The sequence below is a fragment of the Motilimonas pumila genome (assembly GCF_003596335.1).
GTDB lineage: Bacteria > Pseudomonadota > Gammaproteobacteria > Enterobacterales > CBDFNC01 > Motilimonas > Motilimonas pumila.
Genome location: NZ_QZCH01000025.1, coordinates 38,817 through 59,877, shown reverse-complemented (window position 1 = coordinate 59,877; position 21,061 = coordinate 38,817). Strand labels below are relative to the sequence as shown.

Annotated in this window: 24 protein-coding genes; 10 read left to right on the top strand and 14 right to left on the bottom strand. The window is 43.2% G+C overall.

Going from position 1 to position 21,061, the window contains the following annotated elements; all coding sequences use genetic code 11:
* Together D1Z90_RS21755 and D1Z90_RS16365 are read left to right on the top strand one after the other, a co-directional pair.
* Positions 1 to 244: hypothetical protein (locus D1Z90_RS21755; protein WP_232525276.1), on the top strand; the 244-nt coding region annotated here is incomplete at its 5' end.
* 34 nt (positions 245 to 278) lie between these two features.
* Complete coding sequence (locus D1Z90_RS16365) at positions 279 to 662, top strand: DUF4345 domain-containing protein (RefSeq protein ID WP_119911875.1); 384 nt, start codon at positions 279 to 281, stop codon at positions 660 to 662.
* Between the two features lie 401 nt (positions 663 to 1,063).
* Here the strand turns inward: D1Z90_RS16365 and D1Z90_RS22090 are convergent, their stop codons facing one another.
* The 4 genes from D1Z90_RS22090 to D1Z90_RS16345 all read right to left on the bottom strand — a co-directional run bounded on the left by D1Z90_RS22090 (position 1,064) and on the right by D1Z90_RS16345 (position 3,280).
* Positions 1,064 to 1,225 (bottom strand): DUF302 domain-containing protein, encoded by a 162-nt coding sequence (locus D1Z90_RS22090; protein WP_369122274.1) that lies wholly within the window; start codon positions 1,223 to 1,225, stop codon positions 1,064 to 1,066.
* Between the two features lie 245 nt (positions 1,226 to 1,470).
* Positions 1,471 to 1,965, bottom strand: coding sequence for a hypothetical protein (locus D1Z90_RS16355; protein ID WP_198419236.1), 495 nt, complete (start codon positions 1,963 to 1,965; stop codon positions 1,471 to 1,473).
* Between the two features lie 82 nt (positions 1,966 to 2,047).
* On the bottom strand, positions 2,048 to 2,554 hold the full coding sequence (locus D1Z90_RS16350) for a chalcone isomerase family protein (RefSeq protein WP_119911873.1): 507 nt from the start codon (positions 2,552 to 2,554) through the stop codon (positions 2,048 to 2,050).
* A gap of 60 nt (positions 2,555 to 2,614) precedes the next feature.
* Positions 2,615 to 3,280, bottom strand: a complete 666-nt coding sequence (locus D1Z90_RS16345; protein WP_119911872.1) for a Rossmann-fold NAD(P)-binding domain-containing protein — start codon at positions 3,278 to 3,280, stop codon at positions 2,615 to 2,617.
* 165 nt (positions 3,281 to 3,445) lie between these two features.
* On the opposite strand from D1Z90_RS16345, the gene D1Z90_RS16340 reads away from it, so the two are divergent.
* Positions 3,446 to 4,015, top strand: coding sequence for a TetR/AcrR family transcriptional regulator (locus D1Z90_RS16340; RefSeq protein ID WP_119911871.1), 570 nt, complete (start codon positions 3,446 to 3,448; stop codon positions 4,013 to 4,015).
* Between the two features lie 93 nt (positions 4,016 to 4,108).
* Here the strand turns inward: D1Z90_RS16340 and D1Z90_RS16335 are convergent, their stop codons facing one another.
* Both D1Z90_RS16335 and D1Z90_RS16330 read right to left on the bottom strand, forming a co-directional pair.
* Positions 4,109 to 4,606: a hypothetical protein gene (locus D1Z90_RS16335; RefSeq protein WP_119911870.1), complete on the bottom strand. Its 498-nt coding sequence runs from the start codon at positions 4,604 to 4,606 to the stop codon at positions 4,109 to 4,111.
* Entirely contained in the window at positions 4,590 to 5,840 is a 1,251-nt protein-coding gene (locus tag D1Z90_RS16330; protein ID WP_119911869.1) for an anaerobic sulfatase maturase, read from the bottom strand. Before D1Z90_RS16330 ends, D1Z90_RS16335 begins: the two co-directional genes overlap by 17 nt.
* Positions 5,841 to 6,234: 394 nt before the next feature.
* Between D1Z90_RS16330 and D1Z90_RS16325 the strand changes: the two genes are divergently transcribed.
* Positions 6,235 to 7,479 (top strand): iron-containing alcohol dehydrogenase, encoded by a 1,245-nt coding sequence (locus D1Z90_RS16325; protein ID WP_119911868.1) that lies wholly within the window; start codon positions 6,235 to 6,237, stop codon positions 7,477 to 7,479.
* A 133-nt stretch (positions 7,480 to 7,612) separates the two neighbouring features.
* Here D1Z90_RS16325 and D1Z90_RS16320 read toward each other — a convergent pair whose 3' ends face one another.
* From D1Z90_RS16320 to D1Z90_RS16310, 3 genes are all read right to left on the bottom strand, one after another.
* Positions 7,613 to 8,461 (bottom strand): DMT family transporter, encoded by an 849-nt coding sequence (locus D1Z90_RS16320; RefSeq protein WP_232525275.1) that lies wholly within the window; start codon positions 8,459 to 8,461, stop codon positions 7,613 to 7,615.
* Positions 8,462 to 8,614: 153 nt separating this feature from the next.
* A complete protein-coding gene (locus tag D1Z90_RS16315; RefSeq protein ID WP_119911866.1) occupies positions 8,615 to 11,782 on the bottom strand; it encodes an efflux RND transporter permease subunit in 3,168 nt (1,055 codons plus the stop codon).
* Positions 11,783 to 11,791: 9 nt separating this feature from the next.
* Complete coding sequence (locus D1Z90_RS16310) at positions 11,792 to 12,955, bottom strand: efflux RND transporter periplasmic adaptor subunit (RefSeq protein ID WP_119911865.1); 1,164 nt, start codon at positions 12,953 to 12,955, stop codon at positions 11,792 to 11,794.
* A 255-nt stretch (positions 12,956 to 13,210) separates the two neighbouring features.
* On the opposite strand from D1Z90_RS16310, the gene D1Z90_RS16305 reads away from it, so the two are divergent.
* Together D1Z90_RS16305 and D1Z90_RS16300 are read left to right on the top strand one after the other, a co-directional pair.
* Positions 13,211 to 13,894, top strand: a complete 684-nt coding sequence (locus tag D1Z90_RS16305) for a DUF3313 domain-containing protein (protein ID WP_119911864.1) — start codon at positions 13,211 to 13,213, stop codon at positions 13,892 to 13,894.
* A 132-nt stretch (positions 13,895 to 14,026) separates the two neighbouring features.
* A complete protein-coding gene (locus tag D1Z90_RS16300) occupies positions 14,027 to 14,362 on the top strand; it encodes a hypothetical protein (protein WP_119911863.1) in 336 nt (111 codons plus the stop codon).
* Between the two features lie 63 nt (positions 14,363 to 14,425).
* Here D1Z90_RS16300 and D1Z90_RS16295 read toward each other — a convergent pair whose 3' ends face one another.
* A complete protein-coding gene (locus D1Z90_RS16295; protein ID WP_158587171.1) occupies positions 14,426 to 14,902 on the bottom strand; it encodes a TlpA family protein disulfide reductase in 477 nt (158 codons plus the stop codon).
* A 149-nt stretch (positions 14,903 to 15,051) separates the two neighbouring features.
* Between D1Z90_RS16295 and D1Z90_RS16290 the strand changes: the two genes are divergently transcribed.
* The 3 genes from D1Z90_RS16290 (at position 15,052) to D1Z90_RS16280 (ending at position 17,173) form a co-directional block, all read left to right on the top strand.
* Complete coding sequence (locus D1Z90_RS16290; RefSeq protein ID WP_119911861.1) at positions 15,052 to 15,390, top strand: YajD family HNH nuclease; 339 nt, start codon at positions 15,052 to 15,054, stop codon at positions 15,388 to 15,390.
* 179 nt (positions 15,391 to 15,569) lie between these two features.
* Positions 15,570 to 16,109, top strand: a complete 540-nt coding sequence (locus tag D1Z90_RS16285; RefSeq protein WP_119911860.1) for a LapD/MoxY N-terminal periplasmic domain-containing protein — start codon at positions 15,570 to 15,572, stop codon at positions 16,107 to 16,109.
* Positions 16,109 to 17,173, top strand: a complete 1,065-nt coding sequence (locus D1Z90_RS16280) for a TAXI family TRAP transporter solute-binding subunit (protein WP_119911859.1) — start codon at positions 16,109 to 16,111, stop codon at positions 17,171 to 17,173. The genes D1Z90_RS16285 and D1Z90_RS16280 overlap by 1 nt, the downstream gene beginning before the upstream one ends.
* Before the next feature lie 79 nt (positions 17,174 to 17,252).
* Here D1Z90_RS16280 and bla read toward each other — a convergent pair whose 3' ends face one another.
* From bla to D1Z90_RS16265, 3 genes are all read right to left on the bottom strand, one after another.
* Positions 17,253 to 18,098, bottom strand: a complete 846-nt coding sequence (gene bla, locus D1Z90_RS16275) for a class A beta-lactamase (RefSeq protein ID WP_158587170.1) — start codon at positions 18,096 to 18,098, stop codon at positions 17,253 to 17,255.
* 174 nt (positions 18,099 to 18,272) lie between these two features.
* Positions 18,273 to 18,716: a TM2 domain-containing protein gene (locus tag D1Z90_RS16270; protein WP_119911857.1), complete on the bottom strand. Its 444-nt coding sequence runs from the start codon at positions 18,714 to 18,716 to the stop codon at positions 18,273 to 18,275.
* Positions 18,717 to 18,955: 239 nt separating this feature from the next.
* Entirely contained in the window at positions 18,956 to 19,636 is a 681-nt protein-coding gene (locus D1Z90_RS16265; protein ID WP_119911856.1) for a transglutaminase-like cysteine peptidase, read from the bottom strand.
* 233 nt (positions 19,637 to 19,869) lie between these two features.
* On the opposite strand from D1Z90_RS16265, the gene D1Z90_RS16260 reads away from it, so the two are divergent.
* Positions 19,870 to 20,406 (top strand): NUDIX domain-containing protein, encoded by a 537-nt coding sequence (locus D1Z90_RS16260; protein ID WP_119911855.1) that lies wholly within the window; start codon positions 19,870 to 19,872, stop codon positions 20,404 to 20,406.
* Between the two features lie 22 nt (positions 20,407 to 20,428).
* Here D1Z90_RS16260 and D1Z90_RS16255 read toward each other — a convergent pair whose 3' ends face one another.
* Positions 20,429 to 20,884 carry a bacteriohemerythrin gene (locus D1Z90_RS16255; protein WP_119911881.1) on the bottom strand — a complete coding sequence of 152 codons (456 nt, stop codon included), beginning with the start codon at positions 20,882 to 20,884 and terminating at the stop codon, positions 20,429 to 20,431.
* Positions 20,885 to 21,061 lie beyond the last annotated feature (177 nt).

The following is a 21,061-nucleotide window of genomic DNA, read 5'->3' as shown; positions in this document are numbered from 1 at the left end:
AGAATCACTTCCATGTATCGTGCTCAATGATCTGATCGCAGTTTTCGAGAAAGGTTCCCTATTTAGTCAACAACGCCAATATATTGTGTGCAACGATAAGTTCCATGTCATTGTGAATGAGCTAAAAACCTCACTCCCACTTCACAATCGGGAAAGCGGCCTGAAAAATCTGCTTAAAACCATGCTACTTCCAATTCAGCAAGCTACTATATTAGTGACAAAACAGTACAACACGGAAAGTTAAAAACAGTATGAATGCTAAAATAAACGAGGTATAGATGAATAAAGAGAAAATATTTTTGTTACTGGCCACTGGCGGTTTGGTTCCTATTGCCTTGTCATACGGGTTTGACCCCAAAACATCCATGGCATTTTTGTTTAATATTGAAGTCAATAGTGTTGAAAGCTCTCATATATTCAGGGCTGTTATGGGATTGTATTTAGCTACGGCTACATACTGGGTTATTGGTGCATTCAATCCAAAACACACAACAGGAGCGTTAATCAATCTTGTTATTTTTATGTTTGGTTTAGTCGCAGGACGGTTTTTAAGCGTTGGTATAGACGGCAATCCTAACGGGGTTTTATGGCTTTACATTATCTTAGAGCTTGGCTTTGGTTTAGTCGGTTTAGCGATATTAAAAGCGAGAGTAAAACAATGACAGTCGAAGTGAGATTATCTATAATCTCACATTCACGACTTGTTTTAGCTTTAGCACCTTAGACTTGCAGTCTCTAGCCGCTATCAATAATTCAGCTTAATATTGGAGTAGGTGTTTATGAGTCATGAGATTGAGGCACCCACTGTGAGAGCATTGAAAAAGCGTATAAAACGCGCTTCAACTTCACTAAAAAACAGTATTGCTAAGTGTGCTTCATCGTTTATATAAATTACACTTCGACATCATCCCGGCAACATTAACATTGAGCGCCCCTTCCATTAAATTAGCTAATAGCTTCTTGGTAAGAATAAGCCACACCTCCCTTTCATCAAGTATGGTTTCTTATTTAGGGAAGCATTTAAATGTCATATAGCGATAAAGTTGAGTGTTTATTTATTGTTCTATAGCGCCACTAAGTAGTTCAACACACGAAATGGAAGATCCAAGCCTACTTGCAAGTTCTCTTTTAACAATTGAGTATTCAGTTCATCATCGCTATAAAAGTCCACTCGACTTGGCGCTAAATACTCACCAGCTTGATCAGCGAGTCGAGAGTGGTCGATAGTGAGAACTTTCTCCTACCCTAGGTTTTCAGCATGACCATCAATAATCAAAATACTTTCGTCTACGGAATTCAGTTTGTTTTGATGAGCAATAGGGTCAACTGTTGTTTCGCAGCCCAAAAGTGGAAGTACTAACAAGTTTGGTAGGGGAATTATCCATACAAGGTCATTAAAGGCAGTTTTTTCATTTATGACCTCTTTTGAATCTAATAAGTAAAAACAGAGCGAGTTCATTATTAATCAACCTAATGAATATCATGTTCTAAAACAAACTCTTTGAGAACCAAATGTGCACGTAATAATTCGCCCTGATTTAAATGAAATAAATATCCATAGAGTGCTTTTTCATGTTCCACCATATAGTTCATTTCCTCTTCAAAACCGCTAGGGCTAGAAGCTTGAATTCCTTTCAATTGATGAACAAATCGTTCAGCACTTCCCTCTAGGTATCGTGAACCCAGGTTCGGCATCATTTTCAATGAAATTGTTACCGTTTTTGCGAATATTTTGTCTTTACAGCCGATGGAGCTATCCACATTAAATTGTTGTCGGACCGGATCCATCACCTTAGTATTGTGATGCTCCATTTTACTCAAAAGATCCAAACTATCTGCGGTCATGCTACCAGGAGGGTTGTTCTTTAATTCAGAAAACACCTGCTTACCTAGGTTTCGAAATAGCAATTCATACTGAAGCCCTTTGGAAAAGGTTTCGTACTTTTCTCGATTAATGCTGATCATTCTATTCTCTCCGCTCATTGCCGCGAAAGGCTGTAGTATTAAAATCATGATAATGAGGTGTTTTACCCAAATTAATCTCTCTTTATAGCAAATCATCAACCGGGCTCTCACCGAGCCAAATATTACTCAATGCCATGCTCTGTTGAGACGTTGATCGAGCTTGATAAATAACATCGCTATTATGTTGAACCTGCATGCTTTTCCCATTGTAAATAATGGCAATCACATCCCCCTTTACTAGTGATACTGACAAGCTATTCGCTAATTTTTGAATACTAGGATCATGAATATTTATCCCTAGGTTCGAGCCTTCTAACGCCTCAATGGTTGCTGTTCTTACTTTCTGTTGCGTGAGTTTGTCGGGTATGAACGTTAATATTAGAGCATTGTCACCTTGTGCATTTTGTCGATGACTAATAGCGTAATAATCGACAAACCATAAGGTTCTAGTATTGTTTGTTATCACACGATAATGATCATATGACCACGAGTCGTATTGCTTATACAAAGGAGCAGTTGTTAGCTCTTCTGCAAATGTTTGTTTTACCGACATCAAAGCTATCAATAAAAATGACACCTTGTATATCATTAGTATCGCTTCCTAAATTCAGGTTAAATATGGGCGAATATCGATTCGCGGATAGTGGGACTAAGAAACAAGCTTCATCATATCTATAGAATCTAGCCTCTCCACCTTACTCGGCGTCGGGAATGTCGAGTGCACAACAATGCTTTTCGCGATATTTGTGGCATGAATCGGTAGGTATTTTTTCAAGCTCCCCAACATCAATGGTCTACATACTTGAAGGACGCCTTGAAGTAATGTTTCATCCGGTCTATTTTCCTGACGATTGCCAGCTAGTGGTCCGGGGTGTAAGAATGTCGTTTTCTCAAAATTGAGTAGTTCAACTTTGATTTCCATCTCTCCTTTGCATCGAAGATAGTGCGAACGAGCATTACAGTCCGCACCAAGACACGACACGACGATAAGGTGTTTAACACCGATGTCTTTCATTTTTTTTGCTGTAGAAACGACTAGATCTACATCAATAGCACGCAGCTTCTCTTTAGTGCCTGCTTTTTTAATCGTGGTGCCTAAAGCAATAACGCCAACATCAGGAAAAACAGTATCAAGAGCAATCGCTGGAACATTTAGGTTACTGTCGATTATCTGCTTCAACTTATAGTGTTCTTTGTTAAGCTCTCGTCGAGACAAGGCGTAGACGGTTCCGAAGCTTTCATTGTCCAATAAAGCACTCAAAGTTTCTCGTCCAACTAAACCACTTGCTCCAGCAATAATGATTGTTCTGTTCATATTAAATCCACCGTTTTTTTATCTTTAATACTAAATGTTGCCTCGAACTTGTACACACAATATAGCATACCGACCGGTCTAATCAATCTATTTTCAATAATTAGACTGGACGGTCGGTATAGTCAGGGTATAATTACCCCATTATTTTTAATTTTGAGCAGACTTATGAAAGACTTAAAGCAGAAGCTTTTAGATGTAGGTTTTGACCTTATCAGTGAACAAGGCTTTGCCGGCCTTGGGTTAATGAAAATTATTAATAGTGCTGAAGCGACAAAAGGTTCGTTTTATCACCATTTCAAATCGAAAGAAGACTTCGGCTCTGTGCTATTGACGAACTACTTTGAAGATCACCTAGAAACCTTAGATAGTTTCTTAATGAACACCTCACTCTCATACCCAGATCGCGTTGAGGCATACTTTGACTATTGGTGCTCAGAGAAACTGACTTCAGATTTTCAAATTAAATGTTTGGTCGTAAAACTGTCTGGTGAAGTGTCCGGCACTTCAAACCAAATGCAGCAAGTACTTAACGAGGGTGCAGAGAAGATCATTGCTCGCATGGGTCACTTTTTTAACGAAGGTGTAGAGAACGGAAGTTTCCATATGGTTGATGGCTATAACACGGCAAGAACACTTTATGGCTTATGGCTAGGAAGTACTCTATTAGCCGCAATGCAGAAAGAGCGTTCGTTACTGGATAACGCGATGAAAGAGACACTCAAGTTGACGCACTAACAAGTAAAACTATCCAACCATTTTGTAAAACGCGCATAATAAAAAGCTCATCAAATGATGAGCTTTTTAGTTTTTAATTTGGTATCACAATTACTATTGCTGTTTAATGGCTTCAATAACAGACGTTGGAATGATAGTTTCGAACTCTACATACTGGCCAAGATCTAAGAACGTAAAACCGCAGTAAGCTAGAGTGCTCCACCCCAAAATAGAAAGTACAAGCAATCCAAATGTTCTCAACCTGCTTTGATTCAATCGCTTAGAGACAAATGTATAACTTGGGATTCCAACCAGTACTGGTGCCAAGATTGCCATCGACAATTGACCATACTGATTCCATTTTTTCATGAATTTTCTTAGCTTAGGTTTAAACACAACTTCGTTTCGTTTCTTGAATAGAGTTGAATACACTGGAGCAATTTTCCAACCAGCAAACGCGGCAATCATCGCAGGAATAAGATTGAACACCAGCATTTCAGGGTAAGAATAAGATAGAAGGGCCGCAATCGCTGGACCAGAATACGTCTTCCAAAGGCTCAGGAATGCCATCGACAAACCAATAGCCAAATAGCTTTCAAATGCTAATGTCATGCTTTCCCCCTCTCACTGGCTTGCCATTACGTTTCAGTATCTCGGTAATTATGGGATCAATATGGGTAAAGAAATCAAGCCAACCTGAACACAAATAATTAAGGCCAACTTCACCACTGTTGGTTGTCAGTATACGGTTCTTCGGACATTCTCCGTGGCATGCAAAACGGTAATCGCATTCATCGCATTGTGTTGGCAATGACTTACTTTTTGCAAAACCAAATTTCTGCTGTTTAAAGGAGAGCGCAAGTGAACCCAATGATCTCTGCTCGATATTTCCGAGTAAAAACTCATCAAAGACATAATGATCACAAGAGTACACGTCACCATTTGGCTCAACAGCTAATCCTTTTCCGCAAATCTCGCTCAGAGTACACATGCTGCTTTGATGCCCCATCCAAACTCCGAAAAAATTATCGAAATAAGGAATGAACACGCGGCCAAAATCATGTTTAAGCCACTCATCAAAAATGGTTGATAAAAAATGTCCCCACTCTTTTGCGGATACGCTCCAAGGTTCGACCAGCCTTTTGACAGGAATAATCGCCAGATCACCATAGCTGTGCCATTGGCTGTTTGTTGACGCTGATAGTTTATCAACAACGGGAATGAACTGAATTTGAAACGGCTGCACCACATCACGCAGAAAACGATAAACTTCTAGTGGCTTTTGACTGCTCACATCGTTGACACAAGTCAGCGTTGCAAACTGAACCCTGGGTTTTTTTAGTCGCTCGATACCACGCATCGTTTTTTCGAATGAGCCTCTTCCTGCTCGATTTTTACGATAATGGTTATGGATGTGTCCTGGCCCATCAATACTCACTCCCACCACAAAATCATGTTTCTTAAAAAATTTACACCAGCGCTCATTGAGGAGTGCGCCATTCGTTTGGATGTCATTCGTGATGGTAGAGGCTTCCGGGCAATACTTTGCCTGTAACTCGACAACGTATTCAAAGTACTCAACCCCTAACAACGTCGGTTCCCCACCATGCCATGAGAAAATTATTTCGGCAGTGTTCTGAGCTTCAATACACTGTTTGATATAACGTTCTAGTGCGCCTTTATCCATAGAAACGGATGAGCGTGATGAGTAGTCTAACAAACCTTGCTTACCCAAATAGTAGCAATAGGTGCAATCGATATTGCACACTGCGCCGATGGGCTTTGCTAATGCTTGAATTTTACTGTGCGCTTTGCCATTAAACTGTGGTGCAGAGATCGTTGTCATCGTCGCTCCCAATCATTGAAGAGTTTCCTTCTCTACCTAATTCCGTCATACATTTCGAGGTGTTGAGAGCATAATACACAAAACAAACCGACCGGTCTATTTATTTATCATATTAATTTTTCCGAGAAATGTGAGTGCTACAAATCTGCCTCTAGCATTAACAAAATAACCGCTTTAATTTCAATCAATTATAGAACTTGGTTCTTACCTATGAAGTTAGGGTTTGTTAAATATAGTGACCGACACGAACAGAGCAATTTAAAAGTACGAACAAAACACTAGACCAACCGGTTTGTTTGTTGTGGGTTAAATATACGCAATAAAAAGGATGACGGAACTTGCTCAAAGGATTGGAAACTTTACTCCAAATTTTAACTTACAGTAGGTAACTTCGATGCTATATAAAACTGAACGATTTTTTGTGAACACATACCACGCACTTGCAAGCACAGCTTTCCCACGCATGCCTGTTCCTGTGCCAAATGTGTTAAATGGTGATAAATCACTTGATGCACTTGCTGAACATTTAAGGAGCAAAGGGATCCAACGCCCTGTTATCTTTACAGACAGCTTTTTTTACACCCTTCCATCATTCCAATTGCTTATTGATGCGCTCAAGAAAAGAAATATTGATTACAAGGTTTTCAATGAGATCCAGCCTGATCCTTCGTATGCCATCGTGGAAAAAGGCATCGCGGCGTGTTACGAACACAACTACGACTGTGCTATCGCAATCGGTGGCGGCAGTTCAATTGACGGCACTAAGATGATTAACGGTTGTGCTAAACACAATTTAGATCCTCGTAAGATCACTCACGGCTTAATGAGCATGCTTCAGTTACGTCGTAAAGGCGCATACTTTGTAGCCATTCCGACCACTGCCGGCACTGGCTCTGAAGCAACAACAGTAACGGTTGTAACAGACGAAAAAACTAACCAAAAAAATGCATTGGTCAGTTACGGTATCGTTCCTGACTTAGCGGTTTTCGACTCAAGACTCACAATGGCACTACCTCCTCATATCACAGCGGCGACAGGCATGGATGCACTGACACACGCGATGGAATCATTCATGAGTACCTATGCGACAAAACAAACAGACGAAATGAACTTAAAAAGCATACAACGTATATTCAAGTTTCTACCTCGGGCTTATAAAAACGGTACTGAAGATGATGAAGCAAGAATTGAAATGGCTTTAGCTTCATTTGATGCTGGTAAAGCATTCTCTAAGACTTTACTTGGCTGGGCTCATGGTATCTCTCATCAGCTTGGTGCGTTTTATAAAGTTCCACATGGTTTAGGTTGTGCGATTGCCCTACCACACGTACTCCAGTTTGCTTTACCAAAAGCGACACACCGCCTCGCCATTATTGCAGATGCTGTAGGTTTACCAGGAGCAACTCAAACTGAAAAAGCACAAGCTGTGGTTGATGCTGTATTTGAATTGAACCGAACGTTAGACATTAATTCTAAATTCGATATGATCAAAGAAGAGCATGTCTCAGATATGGCCCGAAACATCATTAAAGAAGGTAACATGGCCTACCCTTCACACCGAAATTTTGACTCATACACACATTTAGAAGACTTCCTGCTTGAGCGTAAGCACTATACGCATAAGCCCATGGCAGCTTAAAAATCAGAAAAAATAATGCGCCCAAGTTACTCTCTTACTTGGGCTGCAATCATTCTCAAGCCACTTAACATCCCATTCAACAACACTTAAACAGATGTAGATTAATAACAAGAACGAGCAGCTGCTAATACCATCACCTTGGCTTAGGTGCCGCTTTCATATTGGTAATATTCGCCACTAGGATTAATAAAGCACCAATGATTAAACTGATTTCAAACGGCTCTTGATAAAGTAATACACCAAGCAGCGCGACCAAAGGCAAACGCATAAAGTCCATGGTCACCACTTTACTGACTTCTTCAAGTTGCATCGCTTTGGTCAAGCAATAGTGGGCAGTCAACGCAGTAAAGGCTATCAACATTAACCATAGCCACTGTTCAAACGTCGGCCACGCCCAAACCGATGCACCAAGCACCAAAGCAAGGGGAAGCTGCAATAAACACATATAAAACAAAATGGTGAGCGGCTGCTCTGTCACAGATAATGCCTTGCTGTTGGTATAAGCAATGGCATAACACAAGGCCGCAGCAAGAACGATAAATGAAGCGCTGTCGATCATCTCTCGCCCCGGCTGCAAGATAATAGCCACGCCTATAAGGGAGAGCACAATGGCAAACGTTTTTACTTTAGTCAGGGGCTCAGCCAAAAAAATCGCCGCGATCAGAGCGGTCCATACGGGCACGGTAAATTCCAAAGCAAAGACCTCTGCCAATGGCAATAAACCAATGCCAACAAACCAACCATACTGGCCGGAAAAGTGAAAAACATTACGAGTGGCATGGAGCCCGATACGCTGCGTTTTCAGCAAGGTGAACTGCCGACGACATACGATGATGCCACCTATCACCGACAGTCCAATCAGGCTTCTTACCAATAACATTTGCAGCGTATGAATGTCACCGCTTAACTCACGCGCAGCAACAGCCATAGCACAAAAAGAAAACAGGGTGCCAAACATCCAGATAACAGCTTGAATTTTCATGATAATACGAAAGAAGAAAGAATGACTTTAGTCTAACCAAGGCATAAGTTGGTCACAATAGGCTGTGTTAATAACCGCCATTAGGTCGAAAAAAAACGCCGATACAAAGGTATCGGCGTTTGTCTCATCAAAGATGAATTTAGTTTGGCTTGATTAACTCTCGCCGTTTTCTTGTTTGGCTTTCTCTGCCGCAATCGCAGCATCGCTGCCGCCATTTCGTTCGCGCTTGCTGAAAATACGCTCAACAATAACAAAGAACAGAGGCACAAAGAAAATGCCTAAGAAGGTCGAGCTCATCATGCCGCCTAGTACCGCAGTACCTATGGCATTTTGGCTACCAGAGCCTACGCCAGAGCTGATAGCAAGAGGCACAACGCCTAGGCCAAATGCCAATGAGGTCATTAAGATAGGACGTAAACGCACTCGCACTGCATGCAGCGTTGCTTCCACTAAACCGGCTCCTTTCTCGTAGAATTCTTTGGCAAATTCCACAATCAAGATGGCGTTTTTGGTGGCTAGGCCCACTGTGGTTAACAGACCTACTTGGAAAAATACGTCATTTGGTAAACCGCGACCTTGCATCGCCAGTAATGCCCCTATAATACCCAAAGGAACCACCAATACCACCGAGAACGGCACCGACCAGCTTTCATAAAGGGCGGCTAATACTAGAAATACCACCAAGATAGATAGCGCGTAAAGGGCTGGGGCTTGGTTACCGGACAAACGTTCTTCGTACGAAAGGCCATTCCACTCAATACCAAATCCAGGCGGTAATTGTTTGGCTAAATCTTCCATGATCACCATGGCGTCACCGGTACTAAAGCCCGGCGCCGTGGCACCTTGAATGTTCACCGCCGACAAACCATTAAAGCGCTCAAGACGGGGCGAACCAAACTCCCACACGCCATTAGCAAATGCCGAGAACGGCACCATTTCACCTTCATGGTTTCGTACGTACCAAGCGTCGATATCTTCAGGCTGCATGCGATATTGCGGCTCACCTTGAATATATACTTTTTTCACCCGGCCACGGTCGATAAAGTCATTGACGTAGGCACTACCCCAAGCTGCGCCGAGGATATTATTGACATCATCAATGTCTACCCCAAGCGCCCTGAGTTTGCCGTGGTCAATATTAATTTTAAACATTGGCGCGTCTTCTTGACCGTTTGGCCTTACCCCTACTAGGTTCGGGTTTTGCGAAGCCATACCCAATAATTGATTTCGCGCTTCAATGAGCTTCTCATGACCTTGGCCATTTTTATCTTGCAGATAGAGGTCAAAACCATTGGCGGTACCCAGTTCTATTACCGCTGGCGGCACAAAGGCAAAGACCAAGGCTTCTTTAATCTGCATAAAGCGGCCCATGGCGCGCGCAGCAACAGACTGCACGTCTAAACCTTCTTCGCCACGCTCAGACCAGTCTTTTAAGCTAACAAATGAAAGCCCCATGTTTTGACCACTACCAGCAAAACTGAAGCCAGCAACGCTAAATACAGACTCTACCGCCTTGCCTTCATCCTTTAAGTAGAAGTCATCAATCTTTTTGATCACGTCTATGGTGCTTTCTTGGGAAGAGTTTGTCGGCAAAATGATCTGGGTAAAGAGCACCCCTTGGTCTTCATCGGGTAAGAACGCAGTAGGCATACGCAAAAATAGCCATGCGACCCCTGCCACTAATACCAAATAAATCACCATGACTCTAAAGCCACGTTTGATAATACCGGCCACCGTGCCTTCATAGCCATTGGTCATTTTGTCAAAGCTGCGGTTAAACCAACCGAAAAAGCCCGTTTCACCGTGACTATGGCCAGGTTTGAGCGGCTTTAACATGGTGGCACAAAGGGCGGGTGTCAAGATCATTGCCACTAATACTGACAATGCCATCGCCGATACGATAGTAATAGAGAATTGGCGATAAATAACACCGGTAGAGCCCGTCATAAATGCCATAGGCACAAATACCGCAGACAAGGTCATGCCGATGCCCACCAACGCGCCGGTGATTTGGTCCATGGATTTACGGGTGGCTTCGACCGGCCCGAGGCCCTCTTCTTGCATAACACGTTCAACGTTTTCTACTACCACGATGGCGTCGTCAACCAGCAAGCCGATGGCCAATACCATGGCAAACATAGTCAAGGTGTTAATAGAGAAACCGGTAAACGACAAAATAGCAAATGTACCTAGCAATACCACAGGCACAGCGATGGTTGGGATCAAGGTAGCACGGAAGTTCTGCAAGAACAGGTACATAATCACGAACACCAAAACCACGGCTTCGAATAATGTGTGTACCACGCCCTCGATAGACTGCTCAACAAACGGCGTAGTATCATAGGGGTAAACCACCTCTAACCCTTGTGGGAAGTAAGGTTTCATTTCCGCAATTTTAGCGGTCACTGCATCTGCCGTATCAAGCGCGTTGGCACCTGTCGCCAGCTTAATCGCTAAGCCTGCTGCCGGTTTACCGTTGTAAAACGATTGTACCGCGTAGCTTTCAGCGCCCAGCTCTACCCGAGCAACGTCAGATAAGTACACGTTGGCACCCGAGGTGTCTGACTTTAAGATAATATTACGAAACTCTTCCGGTGTTTTTAAACGGCTTTGTGCCGACACCGTGGCATTCAACTCTTGTCCAGGTACCGAAGGAGAGCCACCCAATTGTCCCGCCGAGATTTGCGCGTTTTGTTCACGCACAGCGGCAATAATGTCTTGGCTATTCAGGTTGTATTGAGTCAGTTTTAGTGGATCAAGCCAAATTCGCATGGCGTATTGAGCACCAAATAGTTGCAACTCACCTACGCCAGCTACTCGGCTCATAGGATCTTGAATATTAGAGGCAACATAGTCAGAAATATCGTTTTTATCCAAGGTGCCATCTGACGATACAAAACCTATCACCATCAAAAAACCGGAACTGGATTTGTTGACCTGTACACCTTGAGATTGCACTTCTTGAGGCAATAAAGGCATCGCCAAGGACAGTTTATTTTGCACCTGTACTTGGGCAATATCCGGGTCGGCTTCTGAGTTAAAGGTTAAGGTAATTTCAGCATTACCAAAGCCGTCACTGGTTGAGGAGATATAGCGTAAGTGGTCTAAGCCCGTCATACGCTGCTCAATGACTTGAGTCACCGTATCTTCCATGGTCTTGGCACTGGCGCCAGGGTATACCGCACTTATGACCACGGTCGGCGGCGCGATACTAGGGTATTGAGACACCGGTAAACCGATGATAGCCAATACCCCGGCGAGCATAACTATGATTGCAATCACCCAAGCAAAAATAGGGCGATCTATAAAAAAGCGAGCCATATCTTTACCTTATTTAGCGTCTGCTGCTGGCGCTTCACCGTCAGCATTAATGGGTGTTACCGTGACTGGGCTTCCTGGGCGGATTTTTTGTAGACCTTCAACAATTAATTGCTCACCCGGTTTTAGACCATCCAAGATGCGCCACTGGTTATCAATCACCTCCGCCGTAGTCACAATGCGCACTTCAGCGGTGCTTTCAGCGCCTACTACCATCGCCATGGCTTCGCCTTTACTGTTACGAGTAATGGCTTTTTGTGGCACTAAAATCGCTTGAGGGTCGCGGCCAGTGTTTAAGATAGCGCGCACATACATGCCCGGAAGTAACACATTATCTGGGTTTGGAAACTCCGCACGCAAGGTCACCGAACCAGTATTTTCATCCACACTCACTTCTGAAAACTTCAAGGTACCTATTTGTTCGTATTGGGTACCATCTTCAAGTACCAGCTCAACCTTGGCATCATCAGAACGCGTCAGTTTGCCGGCTTTTAGTTTACTCTTTAACCGCAGCAACTGGGTGCTTGATTGCACAATGTCGATATTAATAGGGTCTAATTGTTGAATAGTGGCTAATGAGTCAGCTTGATTTGCCGTAACTAAGGCACCCGCCGTGACTTTTGATTTACCAATGCGACCAGAAATTGGCGCTTGCACTTCGGTGTATTGTAAATTGATGGTTGCAGTATTAATGGCTGCTTTAGCCACCGTCACGTCTGCTTTGGCTTCTTTGTAAGCCGCTTTCGCTTCATCAAAGTCCTGTTTACTGATCGAGTTCTGCTTGACCAAAGCTTCATAACGGGCTGCTTTTGCCTGCGCAGACTCAAGAATCGCATTGGCTTTGGTTAAGTCGGCTTCAGCGCTGATTAACGCGGCTTTGTAGGTAGCCGAATCAATTTGGTAAAGTGACTCACCGCGCTTTACGTCACTGCCTTCTATAAAGCCACGAGAAGTAATAATGCCACTTACCTGCGGTCTTACCTCTGCCACTAAATATGCTTTACTGCGGCCTGGTAATACTACTTTAATATTTTGCGGTTTTGCCACCACTTCAAGCACTCCCACTGGCACGCTGGGTTGCTGCTGAGGTTGCGCCGTTTGCTGATTCTTTTCTCCACATGCACTCAGCAGCACTGCGCTACCCAGTAACAAACCCATTTTGAATATGTGCCGCATCTTAGCCCCTTAAGATAAAAACAGACGAGTCGCTCTAAAACTAAACTGAACAATTAGTATATGTTTGATTTATAACAATATCTAATTATCCACTGATATTTAAATGTAAGGGAGCAAAATACTGCAAATATTTCATAAAAATCATTATTTTTTTTAATAACTTATATTAATTATCCCTATATTGCTCTGTGGTTCAGCCAAGGTTGAGGTTGAGATCTTTATTATGCTCAATTTTCCATCATCGATGAGTGCACCATGAAACTTAAAAATCTAATAATTGCAGTGGCGGTTTTAGCCGTATCTGCCTGCAGTACTGTAGCCACAAAAAATGAGCAAGGCATGTTTGCCAAGTACGACGATTTTCGCCCAGGCCCTAAAGGTGGGGTGGACTTTGTTTGGGCAAGGGAAGGCATTCGTAGCCAAGAGCAGTTGATTGAGACCTTATTGCAGTACGACAACATTATGTTAGATCGCACCTGGTTGGTACTGGATGACAAAACCCAGTATGACAATATCTCCGAACAAGACTTAGAAGAATTAACCACTTATCTAACGACAAAAATTACTCAAAAAGCGCAACAACACTTTACCTTGGTAGACAAGGTGCAGCCAAAAACATTACTTTTAAGCATCGCCCTCACTAATGTCAAAACCCCTAACCCGATTTTGGCTATTACCAGCAGTATCATGCCAGTCGGCTTAGGTATGTCCACCATCTCCAAGGTGGTAACGGGTGAACATACCAATGTCGGTAGCGCAACCATTGAGCTCATGCTCACCGATGCACAATCTGGTAAGCCCATTATTGCCGCCATCGACCGCCAAGCAGGCAATAAAGATCTGGGCACCATGATTGACTCCCTCGACGACGCCAAAGACGCCATTGACTTTTGGGTTGAACGTTTAGGGCAAGCATTAAAAACAAATAAATCAAAGTAAATCGATATATAATACTATACTTTATAGATCCTCCGAGTAACGTCCACCCGGAGGGTTTTGCCAAACTGCGCGCTTATTTGTTTCCATACACTGACCGCTTGCCAACCAAATTGTGCAATAAAGGTGGATATTATGGACCCAGCAGAAAAACCCGAGAAACGGATCTACGTTGTGCTCTTATTTGTTAACGTAAACAAGGAGTATTACGAGCTTTCTAAAGCTCAAAGAGAAAAGCTTACCTCTCCTCATGTTAAGCATTTAAGCCAACACTTAAAAACCGTCTCTATCACTTCACTGCAATCAACCGGTCTTGCCAGAGACATCATGATTGAAGTACTAGAGTCAGAAAACTTGTTAGACATTGAAGATATGATTGAAACGTACAAGGCCGGTGCCAAATCTAAATACGGCGCCATTGAAAACGTCATCATCACCGAAAAATGCATGGAAAGAAAAAGGCTCAGTTAGTCCTTAGCCATAGATGACACAAAAAGCTATTGATACGCTCATCTTAATCCATGAGCGTATTTTTTATATTTTCAGCGCTTTTCTCAGTCGCGCCACTTCTGGGTATCCACCCTCAATCGAAGCTTTAATATCACCACTTCGATTCACAGCATAAAACGCCGGCACGCCTTTTAAGCCAACTTGCTTAAATGATTGCCCTTCAGGATCGGTGAAGACCGCAAAATCAAATCGCCCTGCGTATTGCTTAACTTCAGCCATATCGTCTTTTCCAATCACCACTTGGGTATCAATGCCTTCTGCTTTTAACTGAGCGGCAAGTTCATTCATCATAGGCGTCAGCTTATGGCACGTAGGACACCAAGGCGCCACAAATATCACCACGCATTGGTCACTCAGGCATTGCCCAGCATTTAACCCCTTGCGTGTTTCTCCGCTACTGGCTTGATATAAATCCAGTGGTAACCTAGGCATGCTATCTGCTTTAAATACCGTGACATATAACAGCAAGGCTACTGCGGTCATTAATATAAATTTAATCATGGTTATCCATTTCCTGTCGAAAGGCATAACCTACCTTAGTCAGCTGTAAGATGCTGTTAAGTAAATAACATAACCCGTAATCGTTAAGATGATTCAACCCCAATGAAAGGCAATGGTATACTTGCAGAAAACCTCAAGGATTTAATACCATGGCATATATCCCCGCTAATTACGCTTCATTAGAGCAAGGCTATCGTGACAAAGCGCTGAAATTATTTCCCTGGATTTGCGGCCGCTGCGCCCGTGAATTTAGCTTTTCTAACCTGCGTGAACTGACCGTTCACCACATTGATCATGACCATAATAACAACCCAGAAGATGGTTCCAACTGGGAACTGTTATGCTTGTATTGTCATGATAACGAACACGCAAAATATACCGAAGCACGGGAGTATGGCTCGACGGTACAAGCCGGTGAAGACCTTAAACACGAGGCAGCAACAAGTAACCCGTTTGCCAATTTACGGGACATGATGAACAAAAAATAGCCTCCTCTAGCGACAAGCATTCTGCACCTTCAGTGGGTGAAATCATGACCATAGTCGTGACAAGCCCACACTTCTCACGCAGTAAACCTAAGACAACTAGCGAAATTGTTAATACATAGGCATGATTAAATTGGTTTTTACACCATACTTTTTAAGCCGATTCAATCAAGGAAAATGAAATGCTTAGATTGCTGGGAGTCAGCCTCGTGCTGGCCATCATAAATATAGCCTTGTTTGCTGGGCTATTTTATCTGCAAGGTGCCAGCCTTGCTGATCAACTTACACTGCAATTTCAGCAGAATATGGAATCATCGCTGACCGCCCTTGGCTTAATTTTGCAAAACACCTTATTGGGCGGCGATGTCGTCATGGCCGAAACAATTATTAACGCCATGTTTGATGGTAGCGTGCTGCAAAGCGTCAGCCTTTATGATTTAGACGGCGAATTAGTTTTCGAGCGCGCTTTTGCTGAGCCACATATTGCTTACCCTGAATGGTTAGGACAATTATTTCCGCCCCCAGAAATGCATCGCACCATGGAAATGACTGACGGCTGGAACATTCTTGGAGATCTTAAAGTATCAAGCCATCAACACCATCTTTATAAGGCGATGTGGCAAGTGCTTACCGATCGCTTTCTTATGTACCTGTTATTAATGCTGACAGCTTGGGCGTTGCAAGTGAAACTTGTTATTTACGCAGCTAAAAAGGAAAAATAATGAAAAACATCTGTTCTTTTTCTGCCCCGTTTATCGCTTTAATACTCGGTTTTGTTAGCCTGAGCCCCACTGCGGCTGAAGACACTGCCGCAGAAGTCACTACGGCAAAAAGCCATAGCGTTGCCGCCGACTCTCCTGCGCCTATGCGCGAAGTCATTACCATCGCATCAGGCTCTGATAAAGCCATCTACTTTCAAGTTGCCAGTGAAATTTGTCGCCTAACTAGCGCAAATAAAAGCCTACATGGGCTGCGCTGCGGCGCGATCCCTACCGACGGTTCAGCAGAAAACCTGGCACTGCTGTTAGCAGGTGAAGTCGATTTTGCTATTGTTCAATCAGACATACTCTATTTAGCTCACAAACAATACCCAAGTCGCCTTAAAGGGGTTATTGCCACCCATGCTGAGCCTTTAACTATCGTTACGGCGGCAGGGACTGGCATAGAGCAAGCGATTGATTTAAGTGGCACAGCCTTGAATATCGATCACCAAGAGTCAGGTACAAACCAGTCATTGCGTCGCCTGATTGGATCAGTTAAAAATTGGACTACCCCTCCTAAATTATTACAAGAGAGTAATTGGGACGCTTTGGAAAGCCTATGTCTTGGCGAAATTGATGCTTATGCAGCCATCATGGGACACCCCAATCGCCTGGTGAACCAGACCAGTAAACGCTGTGACATTTCCTTCGTCCCCATCAACCCAGAAGTGGTAGCTGATGAGAATGGCAAATTGCCCCCCTACATTATGTCAGGCAAAATTCCTGGTAGATTGTACCGAGGAAATAAAAAAGCCACTGAAAGCTTAGCGTTTTCGGCAAACTTAATCACCCGAGCAGATGTACCTACTGCCTACGTTGAAGCTGTGGTTAAAGCGGTCTTTCAACAAGAGCGCAGCTTTGGTAAAAACATTACGGCGTACGCTAACATCTTTCGCACTCCTGCTCATATGACAGGAAATGCCCTTGTGATCCCCCTTCACCCTGCGGTAATACCTTTGATACCCGAGCCAAATAACCTCAAATCGACCAAGCTTAAAAGCCAAACCCAAAAGAAAGCTGAATAATAATGAGTCGGGAATGCAGTAGGTAATTAAAGCAGCAGCGTAAGCTGCTGCAAAAAGCGCATGTCGCTTTGACTTGGCATTAATTTAACATCACGTTAAACAATGATGCCCCTATTGCCGCAATCGCTTGGTCTAACTGCGCCATATCCGCCTTGGCGTGTTGAATGTAAATAGCCATAATCACAGGTTGACTGTAGCCACCCGTATTATCCGGCCACACCACCGCAATGATGCCGCGATCACCTTGCTTACCAGCACCTGAGCGGTCTGCAATACGCCAGCCTTCCGGTAAACTGGCGCGAAGTAAGTTATCACTGACTTGGTTCGCTTTCATCCATGTTAATAATTGTTCTTGAGAGCCGGTGGTCAGAACACGCCCAAAAGTAAGCCGCTGTAGACTTTGCACCAGGGCGATGGCATGGCTGGTATTATTGGTTTCCCCAAGCGCAACCTGATTAAGCTTGGGCTCAATATCATCTAAACGACTGCGGTTATCGCCAATATCACGGAAAAAACCCGTCAAGCCTTGAGGGCCCCCAATGCCCTCAAGCACAATATTAGCGGCAGTATTGTCACTGGTGCGCAAGGTAGCTTCGCAAGCTTGTTGGTAACTGACAGCTTGATTAAGCCAGTCTTTAGCGACGGGCGAATACGCTTGTAACGTATCAGCCTCTACCATCACCTTATGCTCCTTGGATACTCGGCCTTGCTCAAAGTCATTCAATAGCTTAGCGCACGCAAAAGGCTTAAAGGTGCTCATTAGTGCGACACTTGTCTGTCCTTGATAATGCCAAAGCCAAGCCCCGTCGCTAGCCATCACCGCTAAACTAATTTGCCCTTGCACTTGCCCTTGCAAGGTTTTTACTTGTGGAAGCACTTGCGTAAAGGATGGCGGACTGTCGACTCGACTCTGATCGTTCGCCATCGCGCTTGCCGTCAATAGCCACGGCGTGAAAAACATGCAACGATAAAATGTGCGCCTAAATAAACTATTCACTTTCCACCCTAATTAATTGCAACCACACACAGTAAACAAGCACAAAAAAGCCAAGCAAATGAGCTTGGCTATGGTTCAAGGCCACTCAAAGGTTAATTCAAGTTAAAACCAACCTTTTTCTCCCTGCACGTAAGTTTGCTCAAACTCTTCATCTGATTTCACTAGGTACAAAATGAATTCTATAAAAGCAATCACGCCAATAACCATAGAAGGAATGCCTAATAGAATAAAACCGAAAATAAAAGTTAATAACATAATCACACCTTGCTTGGTGTAACCTAAATAAAACTTATGGGCGCCAAATGCGCCAAGGAAAAATGCAAATAATGCTGCGGCTATTTTCTTCGATGAAGTGCTGCCAGATACTGTGTCTAAATATACTGCTTGAGCTTTATCCCCTTCAGCATTGAAATCCACTTTTTGTCCCGTCTTTGGTAGTGCATTTCCTTTCCAATCGTCTACCGCTAGAGTATATCGACTGCCGTCTTCACCAGAGATAGTTCCACTACGACTCGACTCATCAAACTCAAGAATTTGGCCTTTCATTCTTTTTCCTTTATAAAATCAACAAAACACAACAGCTTCATGGACCGACTAAGTGTTAGAAAAAATATATCCAATAAAGTTCGGTGCACTAGCCAAAACGACTTTGAAATATAGTATTAACCGGAAAAAATTCCTAGCTACTTGATCGCATACTCAATAATAAATATAAAAAAGATAAATAAACATAAAAAATTAGATGTTAGTTTATTGCGTTATAAAAACCTTGACGATTTCGTTAACTACAACGCGCGGCGCGGCGATTTTAATTCACTGCTGGCAAATCGAGTTCGCACGCTTTTCCACTCTGCCAAACGTTCCGCGTCTCCCACTGGCTCACCGCTTTTTGCTTTGCCCATCAGCCACAAATGCTGAGCATTGAAACTGTAAACAGGCAAGAGGTCTTTACGACGAGAGGCGGCAATAATATCAGTTTTGATATTATCCAAAATAAGTGGGTTTGCGCGTCGGCTTGGGTAAAAGGCTAATACCATATGAAACTGGTCAAACTCCACCGCTTTCACGTACACCAAGCGCAATTGCTTTTCTGCAAACCCTAGCTCCATCAAGCTGTAGTACTTAGCAATAGCATAATCTTCGCAGTCACCGCCTTTTGCTCCTACAAACTCTACCGGAGAAGCCCAGTAATCCTCTTTGCCCCACAACTTTTGATCAGAAGTGAAAATGAGACTATTGAAGAAATCATTCACTTGCGCCAGTTTTGCTTTGTCTGATAACTCTTTAGAGTTATTGAGGGTGTCGATTAACTCGTCGATTCGGTTTATCGCTTGCTCGCCGTAAGTAGACTGAATATCACTGCGGACTTGCTGGGTATTGAAATACTGCTCTAACTCACTGGCTTGAGTATTCAGTGACGTGCAAGCCAACACTAAGCTGACGATCATTTTGATGCTGTTGGGCATGGCTTAATCCTTATGCTTGCCTAAGATATCGATTCCATTCATTAGCTTTCCATCATACTTTATTAACCATAGGTAAGCATAAGGCATGAGAAATTTTTTACCCTACTTTTTAAAACATATGGGATTTACTCACTTGCTTATTTAGCACGCAAATACCTTACCCCCCCAGAAATAAGCGGCAATTCCCATAGGCTTTTGTATAATGCGCGTTTTGATATTTGATGGAACCTTTCATGCGCTTGTTACGCTCTACCGTCCACCCTGATGTTGCCGCTGAACACGGCAAAATACTTAAGCGCATAGCTGCTCGAGCCATCGTTTTGAAAGGTCAAAAAATCCTTTTGATGTATACCCAGAGATATCAAGATTACACTTTACCTGGGGGCGGATTAGACTCATCAGAAAGCCCGCAACAAGGCTTATGCCGAGAGCTAATGGAAGAAACCGGCGCAACAGGTATTCGTAACATTCAAGCCTTCGGTATGTATGAAGAGTATCGACCTTGGTACAAACCCGATCACGATACTCTGCATATGTTGTCTTACTGCTATACCTGCGAGATTGATGACACCCTTGGAGCAGCAAAATTAGAAGACTACGAAGTCAATAATGGCATGAGTGCAGTATGGGTCGATATACACCAAGCCATTGCCCACAACCAGGCCACTATAGCAAGCAGTAATAAAAAAGGTTTATCGGTCGAGCGTGAGACATTTTTACTGCAACAGATAGCCACTGAACGCTTGCCTCAAACCGTACTCGCGGTATAAAACATGACCTAACTCCCCATGTTTAAGCAAATAAACGCTTTAACCAAGACGTGTTTTTTGCCGCTAAGCCTTGACCTTGTTGCACAATATTGTCATTGACGCTTTTAACATAGTCAGCGTCTTCATTTTGAATATGGTTGATGAGCCAACGGTGTAACATCGTCAACAACTCCTGGCTAACGTCTTCCCCTTGCAAAAATCGCAGCTTAAAATTCTCGACCTTATTTATAAATTGCTGGTGCACTTGCTTGTGTGGCTCTAACATAGGGTAATTGGCTTGTGCCATTAGCCCTTCTTCAAATGCAAAGTGTGACAAGGTGTAGTCCACTAATTCGTCTAATACATTGCCAATGGCACTTTGATCGGCCGTTTCCACCGCTTGATGAAGATCATTGATATGAAGCATGATGCGCCGATGCTGCTCGTCAATAACATCGATACCGGTATTTAAACTAACGTGCCAAATAAACTTCGCCATGGCCCTTCCCTGATAATAAGCAAAGATATCAGTCTCGCAAATTAAGCAAACCGCCATATTGATACCAATCAAAAGCATTAACAATATAAAATAAAAGTCAACCGGCGATACTTTTTTAGTTACCATTATCACCAAAAAAAACCTAATGCCTTAACCTGAATATACTTTTCAGTTAGC